15 protein-coding genes and 1 riboswitch are annotated in these 16,130 nt (G+C 49.6%); of the genes, 8 read left to right on the top strand and 7 right to left on the bottom strand.

Annotated features, from left to right (window positions below):
• Window positions 1-2 precede the first annotated feature (2 nt).
• From J2Y43_RS23155 to fumC, 3 genes are all read right to left on the bottom strand, one after another.
• The gene (locus tag J2Y43_RS23155; RefSeq protein ID WP_309986727.1) at window positions 3-944 is read right to left on the bottom strand and encodes a D-2-hydroxyacid dehydrogenase; all 942 of its coding nucleotides are present in this window, start codon (window positions 942-944) and stop codon (window positions 3-5) included.
• Between the two features lie 100 nt (window positions 945-1,044).
• Complete coding sequence (locus tag J2Y43_RS23150) at window positions 1,045-1,560, bottom strand: hypothetical protein (protein ID WP_309986730.1); 516 nt, start codon at window positions 1,558-1,560, stop codon at window positions 1,045-1,047.
• 75 nt (window positions 1,561-1,635) lie between these two features.
• Window positions 1,636-3,036, bottom strand: coding sequence for a class II fumarate hydratase (gene fumC / locus J2Y43_RS23145; RefSeq protein ID WP_309986732.1), 1,401 nt, complete (start codon window positions 3,034-3,036; stop codon window positions 1,636-1,638).
• Between the two features lie 147 nt (window positions 3,037-3,183).
• Here fumC and J2Y43_RS23140 point away from each other — a divergent pair, with 147 nt between their 5' ends.
• From J2Y43_RS23140 to J2Y43_RS23110, 7 genes are all read left to right on the top strand, one after another.
• Window positions 3,184-3,915, top strand: coding sequence for a glucosamine-6-phosphate deaminase (locus tag J2Y43_RS23140; RefSeq protein ID WP_309986734.1), 732 nt, complete (start codon window positions 3,184-3,186; stop codon window positions 3,913-3,915).
• 155 nt (window positions 3,916-4,070) lie between these two features.
• A riboswitch (cobalamin riboswitch) is annotated at window positions 4,071-4,296 on the top strand.
• A 220-nt stretch (window positions 4,297-4,516) separates the two neighbouring features.
• Window positions 4,517-6,838, top strand: coding sequence for a 5-methyltetrahydropteroyltriglutamate--homocysteine S-methyltransferase (gene metE, locus J2Y43_RS23135; RefSeq protein WP_309986736.1), 2,322 nt, complete (start codon window positions 4,517-4,519; stop codon window positions 6,836-6,838).
• Between the two features lie 298 nt (window positions 6,839-7,136).
• Window positions 7,137-7,520 carry an acyl-CoA thioesterase gene (locus J2Y43_RS23130; protein WP_309986738.1) on the top strand — a complete coding sequence of 128 codons (384 nt, stop codon included), beginning with the start codon at window positions 7,137-7,139 and terminating at the stop codon, window positions 7,518-7,520.
• A gap of 265 nt (window positions 7,521-7,785) precedes the next feature.
• Complete coding sequence (locus J2Y43_RS23125) at window positions 7,786-9,651, top strand: carbamoyltransferase (RefSeq protein ID WP_309986741.1); 1,866 nt, start codon at window positions 7,786-7,788, stop codon at window positions 9,649-9,651.
• A gap of 28 nt (window positions 9,652-9,679) precedes the next feature.
• Entirely contained in the window at window positions 9,680-10,801 is a 1,122-nt protein-coding gene (locus J2Y43_RS23120) for an SGNH/GDSL hydrolase family protein (RefSeq protein ID WP_309986743.1), read from the top strand.
• Between the two features lie 74 nt (window positions 10,802-10,875).
• Window positions 10,876-11,025 (top strand): DUF5989 family protein, encoded by a 150-nt coding sequence (locus J2Y43_RS23115; RefSeq protein ID WP_015812275.1) that lies wholly within the window; start codon window positions 10,876-10,878, stop codon window positions 11,023-11,025.
• Between the two features lie 100 nt (window positions 11,026-11,125).
• The gene (locus J2Y43_RS23110) at window positions 11,126-11,494 is read left to right on the top strand and encodes an SxtJ family membrane protein (RefSeq protein ID WP_309986749.1); all 369 of its coding nucleotides are present in this window, start codon (window positions 11,126-11,128) and stop codon (window positions 11,492-11,494) included.
• A 41-nt stretch (window positions 11,495-11,535) separates the two neighbouring features.
• On the opposite strand, the gene J2Y43_RS23105 is transcribed toward J2Y43_RS23110, so the two are convergent.
• From J2Y43_RS23105 to J2Y43_RS23095, 3 genes are all read right to left on the bottom strand, one after another.
• The gene (locus tag J2Y43_RS23105; RefSeq protein ID WP_223403925.1) at window positions 11,536-12,420 is read right to left on the bottom strand and encodes a Ppx/GppA phosphatase family protein; all 885 of its coding nucleotides are present in this window, start codon (window positions 12,418-12,420) and stop codon (window positions 11,536-11,538) included.
• A 92-nt stretch (window positions 12,421-12,512) separates the two neighbouring features.
• Window positions 12,513-13,922: a hypothetical protein gene (locus J2Y43_RS23100; protein ID WP_310226635.1), complete on the bottom strand. Its 1,410-nt coding sequence runs from the start codon at window positions 13,920-13,922 to the stop codon at window positions 12,513-12,515.
• A gap of 85 nt (window positions 13,923-14,007) precedes the next feature.
• On the bottom strand, window positions 14,008-14,622 hold the full coding sequence (locus J2Y43_RS23095) for an RNA polymerase sigma factor (RefSeq protein WP_309986755.1): 615 nt from the start codon (window positions 14,620-14,622) through the stop codon (window positions 14,008-14,010).
• A gap of 219 nt (window positions 14,623-14,841) precedes the next feature.
• On the opposite strand from J2Y43_RS23095, the gene J2Y43_RS23090 reads away from it, so the two are divergent.
• Complete coding sequence (locus tag J2Y43_RS23090; protein ID WP_309986758.1) at window positions 14,842-15,459, top strand: hypothetical protein; 618 nt, start codon at window positions 14,842-14,844, stop codon at window positions 15,457-15,459.
• A gap of 75 nt (window positions 15,460-15,534) precedes the next feature.
• Here the strand turns inward: J2Y43_RS23090 and J2Y43_RS23085 are convergent, their stop codons facing one another.
• The gene (locus tag J2Y43_RS23085; protein ID WP_106597110.1) at window positions 15,535-16,011 is read right to left on the bottom strand and encodes an Lrp/AsnC family transcriptional regulator; all 477 of its coding nucleotides are present in this window, start codon (window positions 16,009-16,011) and stop codon (window positions 15,535-15,537) included.
• Between the last annotated feature and the right edge of the window lie 119 nt (window positions 16,012-16,130).

Below are 16,130 nucleotides of genomic sequence, written 5' to 3'. Positions count from 1 at the left end.
GGTTAATATCCTTTTACAAGGGTCACTTCATTGGCGATTGCGGCGCCGCTTTGTATTGCAAAAATGTTGTTCAAAAATAAATCTACTTTTCCCATGTGCTCATTTTTGTGCCCGCCGCCGGTATGCTGGGTCAGGATCACATTGTCCATTTGCCAAAGCGGACTGTCGGCAGGGAGTGGTTCGATCTCCGTCACGTCGAGTACGGCGCCGTCCAGTTTGCCTGATTTCAATGCATCGATCAATGCATCCTCATCGGTCGTGCTGCCGCGTCCCACGCTGGCGTAAACGCTTCCATCTTTCATCGCAGAAATGAATTCTGCGTCCACAAAATGCTGCGCGGTACCGGGTAAGGTGTTGATCACCACATCAGCCTGCGGCAATGCATTAAAAAGATCTTCCTTACTGCGAATATCGGCTTCCTGCGATGTACGGGCCATCAAATGCGTGGTACAGCCGAGGCCTTTCAATATTGCATTTGTCGATTGCCCTATCGTTCCGGCACCCAGTACGATCACCGTCTGTTTATATAAAATCTTCAACTCGGCGCGGAGCGGCGTACCGATCCATTCTGTTTTCTGTTTCAAAAGCGTCAGCTTGTCGATACCGCGGTACAGCGCCAGCACACCGCCCACGATCGACTCGGCGCAGGGTCGGGCAAACCAGTCGCCCATATTAGCCGTTTTGACGTGATCGGGAATGGCCACAGACGCATATTGATCGAACCCGGCAGAATCGAGTTGCCAGAACTTCAGATTGGCAGGAATGCTTTCGAACCAGGCTACCGGCGGGTTGCCGAGGATGTAGTCGGCGCTGGCAAACCAGGATTTAAGCTCCTCATTACTGGCCGATTCGGTGCGGAAATGGATCTGATGCTGCGGGGTAAGCGCTTCGCTCAGTTTGGCATTGAGCGAGCCGTCGAGTAATGAGTGGCAGTATATGATCATCTATTGTTTTTGTTTTAAAGAAGCAAGGTAAAATGATTTACCTGTAATATCTGCTTATCAGACGGTGAAATAGGCCTTTATCCTCCACAATGGAGCATGTTCAAATCTTTTTCAGGATTTTCCGGGCCCGCGATTGGAATGCCGCCGGCTCGTATTCCACCGATTCTTCCAGAAATACCCGCAGCTCTTTTTGAATCTCCGGGTAAATTTTGGAAAGGTTAAATAGGATGGTCAGGCAAAACGTACGGATGGCAATGGCCAGCTGGCGGTTTGCAATAATGCCGAACGCCGCGTCCATCAACTCACCATGAAATTCATCGGGAATGGTGATATCCTGCAAAATGCGCGCGCTGTTACGTATTACGGCGTCATGAATATCGGTGCGTTTCAATTGGCTCACCAGCACGCCTATGTACGGGCGGATAAGCTCCGGGCGCACGTGCGTAGCGATGCTCACGCTGTACGCAGCGCGTTGCGCGAGGCGGTACTCGTCGGATTCGAAGCAATGCATCAAATGCCTGAATGCATCTTCCGAAGTACAGGCGTACATAGCCACTTCCGTCGCTTTCCGTTTCGACTGGTAGGGATCGGCCAGCAGTTCTTCTTTGATATTCATGATTTTGAAAGGTCAAAATGCAAATGCCCCACGTTTCGGCAGGGCATTCGCAAACATTACTTCGAGGTTGATCAATTACTTGATCTCGCCCACCATGTCTTCCGGTTTTACCCATGCATCGAACTCTTCCGGCGTGAGGTAACCCAGCGCCACAGCCGTTTCTTTCAGCGTAGAGCCGTTTTTATGAGCGGTCTGTGCGATTTCGGCAGCTTTATAGTAACCGATCTTGGTATTTAGAGCCGTAACCAGCATCAGCGAGTTGTTTACATGCTTCTTGATGTTCTCGTGCAGAGGCTCGATACCCACCGCGCAGTTGTCGTTGAACGAAACGCATACATCGCCGATCAAACGGGCAGAATGCAGGAAGTTGTAAGCCATCAATGGTTTGAAAACGTTCAGCTCGAAATGGCCGTTGGAACCACCGATACCGATCGCCACGTCATTACCCATTACCTGTGCCGCTACCATGGTCATGGCTTCGCATTGGGTCGGGTTCACTTTGCCCGGCATGATGGAGCTTCCCGGCTCGTTGTCCGGGATGTGGATCTCGCCAATACCCGAGCGGGGGCCCGACGACAGCATACGAATGTCGTTACCGATTTTCATCAGGCTTACCGCAACGGTTTTCAATGCGCCATGCGCCTCTACGATCGCGTCGTGTGCCGCTAATGCCTCAAATTTGTTTTCAGCAGTAACGAATGGCAGGCCTGTCAATGCAGCGATGTGCCGTGCTACGTTTTCGGAGTATCCCGGAGGTGTGTTAATTCCCGTTCCCACCGCGGTACCGCCCAGTGCGAGTTCCGAAAGGTGCGCCAAAGTATTGTGAATGGCTTTCAAACCATGGTCGAGCTGCGAAACGTAGCCCGAAAACTCCTGGCCCAAAGTCAGCGGCGTAGCATCCATAAAGTGCGTACGGCCGATTTTGACCACATTTTTAAACGCTTCGGATTTTGCTTTCAGTGTATCGCGGAGCTTGGTAATGCCCGGGATAGTTACGTCCACCAGGATTTTGTAAGCCGCAATGTGCATTGCAGTAGGGTAGGTGTCGTTCGATGATTGCGACTTGTTAACATCGTCGTTCGGATGCAAAAACTTGGTTTTGTCGGCGAGGTCACCGCCTTGCAGCACGTGCCCGCGGTAAGCGATCACCTCGTTGCAGTTCATGTTCGACTGCGTTCCAGAGCCGGTTTGCCACACTACCAATGGGAACTGGTCGTCGAGCTGGTCGGTGAGAATTTCGTCGCAAACTTTGCCGATGAGGTCGCTTTTTTCCTGCGGAAGAATGCCCGCTTCGAAATTGGTGATGGCGGCTGCTTTTTTCAGGTATGCGAAGGCCTTGATGATCTCCTTCGGCATTTTATTGATATCCTGTGCGATAGGAAAGTTCTGGATCGAGCGTTGCGTCTGGGCGCCCCAGTATACATGCGCAGGCACCTGCACCTCGCCCATCGTGTCTTTTTCTATACGGTATTCCATTTTTGAAGTAGAATGATAATGTAATTGAACAATGTGCGGTAAAGTTAGGATCGGGTTTGCAGTTTCTGGAGTTTTTTATGGATAAATGTTCATGTCTGAAAAAAGAATGTTTAGATTGACCGCCCGAGATCCTAAACACCGCTTTTCATGACACCCAAAATCAGCATTTATCCCGACTACGCACTCATGAGTTCCGCCGCTGCCGAGCGCGTGATCGACCTCATGAACCATAAACCAGGGGCGGTGATCTGCTTTCCGTCAGGCAGCAGCCCCAAAGGCATGTTCGACGCGTTGGTAGCCGCCAACCAGAACGGCCGCGTCGATTTCTCCCAATGCGTTTTCATCGGTCTGGACGAATGGATCGGCCTGGGCGCCGGCGACGACGGCAGCTGCCGAGACCTCCTCGACCGCGACTTTCTGAAACCGATCGGCCTCCGTCCGGATCAAATTGTTTTCTTCGATGGCAAAGCATTCGATCCGCAAGCCGAATGCGACCGCATCAACAAAGTGGTGGAAAGCCTCGGAGGCCTCGATCTTATCATATTAGGCGTAGGCATGAACGGCCACCTAGCCCTCAACGAGCCCGGCACGCCTTGGGATACCTACGCCCACATTTCTGAGCTCGATACCGTAACCGTTGAAGTAGGTCAGAAGTATTTCAAACAGCCCACCACCCTCACACGTGGCATTACTGTTGGTATAAGGCACATTCTGGAAGCACGAGCGGCTATTCTCCTGGCATCGGGCAAAGCGAAGGCCCCGGTTATCCAGCGGGCATTGGCATTTCCCGTTTCAAAGGATTTTCCGGCAACGGTTTTACAGAATCATTTGAATGCGGAGTTTATATTGGATGCGGAGGCGGCCGGAACGATTTCTTAGCTGATACGAAATCACTTTTAACGCCATTTATTTTACTCCAAATAAGATATTTTATCCTGCCGAAAGGCTAATTTCTACTCACTTCACTGAAATTGGGTGACCATTTACAGCCGAATGCGCCTTCCGCCTAAATTTGACGCAGTTCTTTGTGAACGCCCGTCAATCGGGGTGATGGTTTTTGCTTTTGGACCCCTCAGCCAAAAACAGCAAAACAAAAAGGAACCGTGTGCAATTCACGGGCAGTCGTGCTACTGTAAGTATCCGCTCTGAGCATTCAGGGCCTGTTTTTACCCTCGCGTCCCATTGCAGCGCCCCGGCGCGGCGAGAAGGGCGGTAAAAATGATACAAGCCAGGAGACTTGCCATCATCCTCAATGGCTTTTCCCTCACGGGTGGGGAGCAGTCAAGCATTGATTTACCACATTTTATTGCAGTACCACAGGCTACCCGGCTGTTTTGGGGAAACTGTATCTGTTCGTTTCGCAGGGTAGCCCCGTTGCCGCGATGGAATGAAGTGCCGGCGATCGTCCGCAACAGGCGTTTTGTCGGGATGGGAGGGTGTTTTCACAGGGTTTTTATTAACTCTTTAAACACAAAAAAGTATGTTGTCACACAACCTCGGCTACCCGCGCGTGGGAAGCCTTCGCGAGCTCAAAAAGGCTAACGAACAATTCTGGGCCGGTACCATCGACCGCGATGCATTGCAGAAAACTGCCCGGAAGATCCGCCACCAGAACTGGGAAACGCAGCAGAATGCAGGTATCGGCCTCATTCCTTCCAATGATTTTTCGCTTTATGACCACGTCCTCGACACCTCACTGATGGTCGGCGCCATTCCTGAGCGTTACCACCAGTTGCTCGATGGCAAGTCGAACAAGGAGCTCGACCTCTATTTCGCGATGGCCCGTGGCTATCAGAAAAACGGGCTGGATATCAATGCAATGGAGATGACGAAATGGTTCGATACCAACTATCACTACCTCGTGCCCGAGTTTGTGAAGGACCAGAAATTCAAGCGGTATTCGGAAAAGGTTTTGCTGGAATTTGAAGATGCATTGCAAAAAGGCATTCTCACAAAACCTGTGCTGCTCGGGCCGGTTACCTATTTGCTTTTGGGTAAAGAAAAGGAAGGCGGCTTTGATCGCATTGACCTGCTGGATAGCCTTTTACCTGTTTACATATCCATACTCAAAGAACTCGCAGCGAGAGGAGCCGAATGGGTACAGCTTGATGAACCGGGATTGGTGCTGGATTTGAATGAAAAGGAAAAACTGGCATTTCTGAGTGCGTACAATCAGATCAGAGAGGCGTTTCCGAAGCTGCGCATTCTGGTAACAACCTATTTTGGACCGCTGGAAGATAACCTCGCGATCGCGACCGCATTGCCGGTGGATGCATTGCATTTGGACCTGACGCGCGGTGCAGAGACTTTACCGCAGATTCTGGGGGAGGAAGCATTTATATCTTCCACCAAAAAGCTCTCGTTGGGCGTTGTAGATGGCCGGAATATCTGGAAAAACGATTATCAAAAGTCGCTAGAATGGATTCAAGCAGCTGTAAATGTGCTGGGAGAAGAGCGGGTTTTGGTGGCACCGTCATCGTCGTTGCTGCATAGCCCTTATGATCTGGAATTGGAAAAAAATGAAGCGGTACTAACGCCGGAGATTAAAAACTGGCTGGCATTTGCAAAACAGAAACTGAATGAGGTGACTACATTGGCAAGGCTTGCAACGGCCGACTATGCAATTGATAGTGCATTTCTGGACAATCAAAAGGCTATTACAAGCCGCCGCACATCTGCATTGATCCACAAACCGGCGGTGAAAGCACGGGTTAGTGAAGTGCGAGAGCCGGATTTCGACCGGCAGAATGCTTTTAGTATCAGGCAGGCCATTCAATTGGAAAAGCTGAAATTGCCATTATTCCCGTCGACAACCATCGGCTCGTTTCCGCAAACGGATGAGGTACGGCAGCTCCGGGCGCAGTTCAAAAAAGGTACATTGACGCTGGACGAGTACGAAACCCGCATTCGCGAAGAGATTGTAGACTCGCTACGCTGGCAGGAAGGGCTCGGGATCGATGTGCTGGTGCACGGCGAATTCGAGCGGAATGATATGGTGGAGTATTTCGGCGAGCAGCTTTCCGGCTTTGTATTTACCCAAAATGGCTGGGTGCAGAGTTACGGCAGCCGGTGCGTGAAGCCGCCGATCATTTATGGTGATGTGGAACGTGAAGAGCCGATGACCGTGAAATGGTCGGCATTTGCACAAGCTAATTCCGAGAAACTGGTGAAAGGCATGCTTACCGGCCCGGTAACGATCCTGCAATGGTCGTTCGTGCGGGATGACCAGCCGAGGAAGGATACCACGTTCCAGATTGCGCTTGCTATACGCGATGAAGTAGTGGATTTGGAAAAAGCAGGTATTAAGGTAATTCAAATCGATGAACCGGCGATTCGCGAAGGCTTACCGCTGCGGAAACATGCCTGGCAAAGCTATCTGAAATGGGCTGTGGACGCATTTCGCCTGAGCGCCGCGGGTGTGGCCGACCAGACGCAGATCCACACGCATATGTGCTACTCGGAGTTTAACGATATTATCGATTCCATTGCCGCAATGGATGCCGACGTGATCACGATCGAAACGTCGCGCTCGCAAATGGAGCTGCTCGACGCGTTCGCGCAGTTCAATTACCCTAACGAGATTGGTCCCGGCGTGTACGATATCCATTCGCCACGCGTACCGACGGTGGACGAGATGATCCTCTTGCTCGAAAAGGCATTGAAGGTAATCCCGGCGCGGAATTTGTGGGTGAACCCCGACTGCGGATTGAAGACCCGCAAATGGCCGGAAACCGAAGCCGCTTTGCGTAACATGATTTCTGCGGCTAACTTGCTGCGCGAATCCGTCGCGGTTGCCGGATAGCGGCGACGGAAGCTTGTGGTCAGGTGTTGTCAGGTATGGTCATGGGTAGTCAAGGGTAGTCATGTGTAGCCAGGTATGGTCATGGGTGGTCATTTGTTGTCATGTGTAGTCAGCTATGGTCAGAAATAGAGAGGTATGATCACCCCTGACAGCACTTGACGACCCTTGACTACTCATGACAACACATACCATTCTTGACAACACTTGACCATTCATGACAACACCTGACAATTCTTGACAACACCCGACCGCATTTGACCACAAATGACTGTTACGAACACCAGTAAACCGTTATATTTTGATATTAGAAGATAGAATTTCCGCCTCGGAAACCCGTGTTTTTAAAACCGTTTTCCCTAATAACACCAATCATTACGATACGCTTTTCGGCGGCACGGCGCTGTCGATGATGGACGAGGTCGCATTTATCGCCGCCACGCGGTTTTCAAGGTTGCGATGCGTAACGGTATCGTCCGACCGCATCGATTTTACACACCCCATTCCGGCGGGTACCATTATCGAGCTCGTGGGGCGTGTCGAGACAGTCGGAAATACCAGCATGAAGGTGCGCGTCGATATTTTTGTGGAGAAAATGTACGAGGTGAGCCGGGAGAAGGCCGTGACGGGGATATTCACCTTTGTGGCGCTTGATGAGCACCATAAGCCTACCAGAATTTTGTAAGTTATCATACGGCACCGAATAATGCAGTGACTGAGTTGGGCACTCGAAGTGGTTCATAATTAATCATTTAAAGGCTAGTTCGCCGTGTAATCTGTTATCATTTCATTATCCGGGCTATTTATTAGGTTGATTCCGAACCGTTTAATAACATTATAAGGGTAATTAGCCGACGGTGCCCGGTTGCAGCCTTGCTCAAAATGCTTATCTTGCACGCCTTTTGAACGGTTTAGCACCAGACTGTACACATTATTCTAATCACGCATTAATGAAAATTTTAGGTATCTCGGCTTTCTATCATGATTCGGCCGCGGCTCTTATAGATAATGGCGAAATTGTTGCCGCAGCACAGGAAGAGCGTTTTACACGCAAGAAGCACGACCCCGGTTTTCCCTCCAATGCAGTAGCATTTTGCCTTGAATACGGCGGTTTGTCCATTAACGAGCTCGATGCGATCGTTTTTTACGACAAACCACTACTCAAATTTGAAAGGCTCCTCGAAACTTACTATGCATTTGCGCCCAAAGGCGTACGGTCGTTCCTGACCGCTATGCCGGTGTGGATCAAGGAAAAGATGTTCCTGAAACGGCTCATCAACGAAGAGCTGGAAAAACTAGGCTACGATAAGAAGAAGAAAAAGGTGAAAATGCTCTTCCCCGAGCACCACCTCTCGCACGCTGCCAGTGCATATTATCCTTCGCCCTACGAAAAATCGGCTATTCTGACGATTGATGGCGTTGGTGAATGGGCAACGGCGTCGATCTGTCTGGGTGAAGGGAAAGATATCAGCATCCTCAAAGAGCTGCGTTTCCCGCATTCACTCGGGTTGCTTTATTCCGCATTTACCTACTTCCTGGGTTTCCGCGTAAACTCGGGAGAATACAAGCTGATGGGCCTCGCGCCGTACGGTGACCCGTCGTCGCCGGACATCAAGCGTTACGAAGAGATTATCCTGAAAGACCTCATCGACCTGAAAGAAGACGGATCGGTTTGGCTCAACCAGGACTATTTCGACTATGCTACCGGCCTGAAAATGGTGAACGAGCATAAATGGGAAGCGTTGTTCGGGTTCAAAACCCGCAGGCCCGAAGACGCCCTCGAAGCCGTGCATTGTAACCTCGGCCTGGCAATCCAGAATATCACCGAAGAAGCGGTGGTGAGAATGGCCAAAGAAGCCAAGCGCCTCACTGGGGCCGATTACCTGTGTATGGCTGGTGGTGTTGCATTGAACTGCGTGTCCAACGGTAAGCTGCAAAAGGCGAATATTTTCAAAGACATCTTCATCCAGCCGGCCGCCGGTGATGCGGGAGGTGCGCTGGGTGCGGCACAAGCTGCGTACCATATTTATTTTGGTCAGGACAGAAAGATCACTTGGAAGGCCGACGCCATGCGTGGATCTTACCTCGGGCCTACCTTCTCAGACCTCGACGTAGCGCTTACGGCTAAGAAATACAAAGCGGTTTATACGCATTACGAGAACTTCAAAGATCTGACGCAGGAAGCGGCAAGGCTGTTGTCGGAAGGAAACGTGGTAGGCTGGGTGCAGGGCCGTATGGAATTCGGGCCGCGTGCTTTGGGAGGCCGGAGCATTCTGGGCGACCCCCGGAATGCCGAAATGCAGAAAAAACTGAATTTGAAGATCAAGTACCGCGAATCGTTCCGGCCTTTTGCCCCTTCGGTACTGGCAGAGGATTGCCAGGACTATTTCGACTACGACGGTATTTCACCTTACATGCTGCTGGTGCACCCGGTGGCGGAAAGCCGCAGAAAGCCGGTGCCTGCGAACTATGGCTCGCTGGATTTGCGTGAAAAACTCTATTTCGAGCGTTCCGACCTGCCTTCGATCACGCACATCGATTATTCGGCGCGTATCCAGACGGTGCACAAGGAAACCAATCCCCGCTACTACGACTTGATCGAGACATTCAAGGCGTTGACGGGCTACGCGGTGATCGTGAATACGAGTTTCAATGTACGCGGGGAACCTATCGTGTGTACGCCAAATGATGCATACCGCTGCTTCATGCGCACGGAAATGGATTACCTCGTAGTGGGGAACTATATTTTTGACAAAAAGCAGCAGCCCGAATGGCTGGAAAAAGATAACTGGAAGGAAGAATTCGTTCTTGACTAATCCATTATTTCACAGAGCACCCAAATTGATGACATCTAAAATTGTTACCAGCATTATCCGCATCCTGTTCCTGGGATTGCTGTTTATGTTCCTGTTCTATCCGGACAAATTTCACATCAAATTTGATTACCCGGGGTATCCTCAGAGCGACAGCTGGCATGTGCGTTTGGCCAAATTTGCATTCTGGTTTTTGCTGATCATCGAGATCCTGCGCATTTTCTATTACGGTGTGGTAAAAAGCAAAGCCAAAGGGCTGGTAGCCAATATCGTAACGATCATTACGCCGCTGGTTGTCGTGTTGATTTTCCTTGAAATCGTGTTCATGTACGTGCCGCAAAGCCATGAAGGTGTGCTTTCGAAGGCGTCGCAGATCTGGTGGGAAAAATACTGGCATCCGGTGAATGCGCTGGGATACCATGATAAGGAAGTTCAGAACGAACCCGGAAAGAAAAAAGTCCTCGTTATCGGGGACTCATTTGCAGCAGGACATGGTTTGAAAGATGTCAACGAGCGTTTTTCGAATATGCTGGAAGCCAAGCTCGGGACTGACAAATACACGATTTACAACCTCGGAATGTCGGGCGCGGACACGCGTGACGAGGTAAAACGGTTGCAGGATTTTCCCGTAAAGCCCGATATCATCGTTCTGGAATATTTTCCCAATGACATCGAGAAAGTAGGCCGCGAAAAAGGCCTCACCCTCACCGGCGCCGAACCTTATGCCGATCTCAAAGGCCCGATGGCGACGATTGTAAAGCGCTTTTACTTGCCCAATTTCATTTATTGGCAACTCCCGCACACCGGTTTCAGTACATTTGAAAAATTTGTACAAACTGCATACACCGATACCACGGTGCTGAATGCGCATTTGAGGGACCTTTCCGGAATGCTCGCTTACCGCGATAGTACCAAAGCGCAGATGTACGCCGTTTTCATTCCGTTCCTGTTCCAGGTCGATAAAAGTGCGGGGTACACCAAGCCTGTGGAAGATTACCTGAAGGCGAACAATGTGACAGTCGTGGGAATTAACGATGGCGTTGTTAAAATTCCTGAAAAAGAGCGTGTTGTAGGTAAGAACGACGGCCACGGCAGTGCGACGCTCAACCAATTGATAGCCGACAGGCTTTACCAGGCGATGGGCAAACGATAACTCAGATTTAACGGGTTAGAAGTGCGCAAAAAGTAATTAAGTGCTAAATTTGAATTTTTAAACACTATATAAAGATGGATTTCTTAACAGATTTATTCGCATTTATGAAGGAGCGCAAGAAGTGGTGGCTCGCTCCTGTGATCATCGTTCTGCTTCTGATTGGTGTACTTATCGTGATTGGTGGTGGTTCGGCTGTTGCGCCTTTCATCTACACTTTGTTCTGATTTCTTTCAGTACAACGCAGTTCAATCCGGTTCCTGTCTGAAACTTCGCCTGGCAGCAATGCACAACGCATTGCTGCCAATAACATACTACTTGATTAAAATGAGTGAATCAGAAAAAGTCAAAGCGCAGCTGGTGATCGTCACCGGGCTTGTGGTGCTATACTTTATTTTTAAATCGCAATATCCCTATTTCCTTATTGCTGCCGCTGTAATCGGTGTTTGCAGCCTGGCCATTCCGGTTTTTGGCGACCTGGTGGTGAAGGGCTGGTACAAGATCGCGGAAGTACTGGGCGCGATTAATGGTAAAATCCTTTTGTCGCTGGTATTCTTCGTCGTGCTGTTTCCGGTAGCGGTTATCGCCAAGCTGACCAAGAAAAACCCGCTTCATTTGAAGAAAGAGGATACCGATAGTGTATTTACGGAAAGAAACCACAAATACTCGGCGAAGGACCTGGAACAGGTTTGGTAATGCCGGAGAGCGAAATATTTGAATGCAAAAAAGGCCTGGTATCAGGCCTTTTTTTTGCGGCATGCGCGTTCGTAGAGCAGTTGGAGCATACCGTCTTTCAGGCCCAGATCGGGTACGTGAATGACGTCCGCGCCTGCCCAGCGCATGGCGGAAGTGTAGATGTCGCCCGCAGGTACGATTACGTCTGCGCGGTCGGGGTTGAGTTGTAGTTTGTTAATGCGGTCGGCGAGCGAGAACTGATCGATATAGTCGCGCATCCGCTGGATCTCTTCGAGGCTGGTGGAGCTTTCGGTGAGTTTGGAAGAAAGATCGAAGAGCTTATTGATATTACCGCCCGTGCCCACCGCTTGAATAGGCTGGCTGTAATCGACATTCTGGTTGATCCATTCCTTGATTTTCAACCAGGCATTTTTGGATTCCTTTCCTTCCAAAAGGCGTACAGAGCCCAGTTTGAAGGATTTTGCCTTAATCTTCTGCCTGTCCTGGTACAAGTTCAACTCGGTGCTGCCGCCGCCTACATCAATGTGGATATATTGGCCGTCGCCTAGCGATTGTACCACCACATTGTTCACCAATTCGGCTTCTTTTTGTCCGTCGATGATCTGGATATGGATGCCGGTGCGGTTCTCGATGTGGTCGCGGACTTCCTGCCCGTTGGCTGCTTCGCGCATGGCCGAGGTGGAGCAGGCCATAAAGTCATCGACTTCATGAAGTTCCATCAGCAACTGATAGGCCAGCATGAGCTTCATCATGCGGTCTTCGCTTTGCGGGGTAATGCGTCCCTGGGTAAAAACGTCGTGTCCGAGGCGAAGCGGGAACCGGACATATTCGACCTTCTTGAAGCGGGAAATGCCTTCGTCATGCAAGACGGATGAGATCTGCATACGGGCACCATTGGAACCGATATCTATGGCTGCGAATTTCAAAAGCTCGTCTAGTAGGGGAGTTAATAAAGGCCAAAAATAGAATTTCGCGGACAAGTTTCAATATCCTGCCCGCGAAACTTCATGTGTAAAAGCTACATTTGACGGCCTATCTGGTACAATAGCTTTACTTTCACCCCGGGTCCGGCACTTTGCCTTAGCGGTGAAAGCGGTTTGAAATAATTGACCCAATAACCTTCGGCCTGCACCACAATGGGATGCCAAGATTTCTCGATCCCCACCGCGAAGTTCATCGAAGTGATGGGGGATACGTCTCCCTTTTTGGTGAAGCTCTGGCTGAAAAATTCGTTTTTGGGGCCGCGGCAATCATAAGAAATCGTCTCTTTGGACGATACCTTGAAGTTCGTTCCAAGGCTTGCATAATATGCCCAATCGTCTTTTATAGTGTTGCGGAAAGCCAGTGTAAGCGGTATCTGAACCACATTCTGGTCAATTTTGATATTATACAATTGGAAAATGAGTGGTACCTGCCCAGGATGCGTTTCCTTGAAATCCGAACGGACTTTGGCCCTGAAAACCGTTTCCGTGAAGAATTCTGCCGGTTTCACTTTCAGCCAGGTAATGCCCGCCGCGATCGAGAATTTCTTTTTGATAATCACTTCTCCCAGCACTGTTTTACCCTGGCCATTGCCTTCGATCTGGTATCCGGCACCGAAGCGGTAAGGTGTTTTCAAAGGCAATTTTGGAATGACACTTTCCGTCTGCGCAACCTGCTCGGCCTTTTTTGCATTCGTTGGTGCTTTGGCGACCTGCATATTATTGGTAACCAAGGCTTTTTGCACCTGGCGTGCGGATAGCCTGTTGGCCAGCTCGTAATGCATTTTCCGTTGGACCGAAATGCCGGTATGTATCTCAACCGGGCTATTGATAGCCGCAATGCTCAATTCATCGCCGAAAGTCCTGCCCACGGCTGAGCTTGAAGGTGCTTTCGGCAGTTGGCTACCCTGTGAGTTTACCGTGTTTGCACTGCTCGTCACATTCGATTCTACGGCAGCCGTTTCTTTGGAAGGCACGGTCGCAACCAGCGATTCATGAGCTTTTGTGCGTGGCTGATGCGTAGTTTTTGCCTCGGTACTGGCAGGAGCTACGGCATTACGATCGTATTCAACAGTTTCCGGGTCTTCCAAAGCGTTCGAACGCACCCGCTCTGCATCAGCCAGCGTTTGCTGCTCCAAATCCTGTTCTGTACTCGTTTGCGCCGGGGCTGGGGTATAATCGCGGGGCTGTAATGTGGCTTGCAGGCTCTGGCCGTCAGGCGCGGTTTGCAGCACGTACACCGTATCCGCTTTCGCTACCTGCGCCGGCTGATTGCGGATCAGCTCGATCTGGCTCTGGAGATTTTTCACATCCTGTACCAGATGGTTGTTCTGCGATAGCTGGTTGACGTACATATACGCCATTACCGAGGTTACCGATGCGGCAGCTGCGTACCCGATCCAGGAACCGTATTGTTGCAGGAATGACGGCGGGGTATGGGCCTGCATATAGTTTTGCATACGGGCCCAGTCCTGCTCTTGAAAGTCCGGTTCAATACTCTCTAATTTTCGGCGTATAGTATTTTCAAATCTATTAGTTTTCATTGCCTCTGAATGACTTAACAGCCCAATCACTTGGGAAGAGATGTGGGTAATATTGTTTGATCAAATGCTGCAACCGGGCCCGGGCACGCACATAATGCGATCTTACCGTTGCCTCATTGATTTGCAGCAGGTCTGCTATCTCACGATGATTGTAGCCATCCACCACGTATAACAAAAATACATTCTTATAAACCGGTTTGATCTGTTGGATCAGTTCCAGTATTTCCTCAGCAGTGATCTGACTTATTACATCTTCGTCGAATTTGGGATAAGGGGCGTCTTCCAGGGCGATCACATCCTCCGTGTGCTTTTTGTGCTTGCGGTAGTAGCTGATCGCCGTGTTGACCATGATCGTGCGCAGCCATGCCTTGAAGGGATGATTGGCGTCGTACTTTCCCAGATTATTAAATACTTTTAAAAAACCTTCATTTAAAACCTCCTCGGCCTCTTCCGTCGACGATGTGTACCGCAGACAAATACTTTTTGAATAGCCGAAGAACTGTTTATACAAATACCTCTGCGCCTGGTTATCCCCGGCAATACATGCCGCTACCACCGACTCAAAGTCGTTTTCGTTAAAAGATATTTTTCTTCTAAAAAGCAAAGTCAGGGTATCAAATTGTCAGGGATAGAATTTCTCACATTCGAATACGTTCCTGGGGGCCATTCTGTTGCAAAAAAATACGAAAAGTTTTCCTGGTTCGAAATACGGGCTCTCGTGAAAAAATCGCAAAAAAATGCGTCAGCCATGCAACATGGGCATTAGGGGGGGCGTAAAGGCAGAAAACAGTTTGATACTTTCACAAAAACCCGTGGGTATATCATGAAAAAAGTTTCTCTTTTACTGGTGATGCTGGCAGGCATCTGGTTCACGGCGTGCCAGAAGAATAGCGAGTCGTTGAGCCCTGAAACTGAGGCGAGTGATTTTGAAAGTGTGGTTGAATCGGCCGCAAGACTTGCGGTAGAGACGGACTCTGTGACGTTGGGAAGATGTAAAGGAAAACTTACAGAAGTGGCTACGGCAGATTTGCCCGCTACGGTGACAGCTTACATTGACAGTGCTTATGCGGGTGCTGAAATCAAATATGCTGCAAAGGATCAATCAGGGAAAATCGTGGTGGCTATTACGCTGGCCGACGGCTCGGTGAAAGGGTTGCTTTTTGACGCGAATGGTGCCTTTAAAGCGGAGCTGAAACAGCACGTGAAGAAAGCAAAACTGACGAAGATCGAAGTAAGCGCATTGCCCACTGCCATTACTTCATACATTACTTCCAACTACGCAGGAGCTGAGATCAAACTTGCTGCAACCAACGACGCCGGTGAATACTATGTGGGTATTCTCGTCGATAGTAAAGTGAAAATCCTGCTTTTCAATGCCGACGGATCATTCAACAAGGAACTGGAAAAACCGGCTTTCGGGCGCGGACATAAGAGACATTAACCGATCATTACCGATCGTCAAAATATTTTGTTAGGGGTGAGTTGGAATACGGTGCTGGATTTTCCGGTGCCGTATTTATTTTTTGGACGGCAGCATTTCCAGCGCCGATGAATTTTTGATTTCACCCATTACAAACAGGCTGTGCGTGCTGCCGATGTTTTCCAGCGAACCCAGCTTTTGCATTAAAAACTGCTGATATTGCGACATATCATCCACGACCACTTTCAGCAGAAAATCATAGTCGCCCGAGATATTGAAGCACTCCATTACCTCACCCATTGCCGAAACCGCCTTCACGAACTTTTCGCCCATTACTTTTGAATGCTCCTTCAATGCAATGTTGCAGAAGGCCATCAGTTTCTTGCCTACTTTCTCGCGATCGACGAGTGCGACGTATTTCTTGATAATCCCTTCCTTTTCCAGCCTTCGTACGCGTTCGTACACGGGCGTGTAGGAGAGGTTCAACTTTTCCGACAGCTCACGTGTTTTCAAGGTGGCGTCCTGTTGCAGCAAGTGCAGGATTTTGGCATCAATATCGTCCAGATTATGCATAGATAGAATATCTTTATTCACTCCGAGATGGCTTCGAATATAGATAAATAATTTAGGTTAGGTAAAACCGCCAGACTTTTAATCTGAATTTTTTGATTTTATTGAACAAAACATCTATT

Origin of the sequence: Dyadobacter sp. BE31 (assembly GCF_031457695.1) — a bacterium.
Classification (GTDB): Bacteria; Bacteroidota; Bacteroidia; order Cytophagales; family Spirosomataceae; genus Dyadobacter.
Note: the sequence above shows the minus strand (reverse complement) of the source record. Positions and strands in the feature narration are given on the sequence as shown.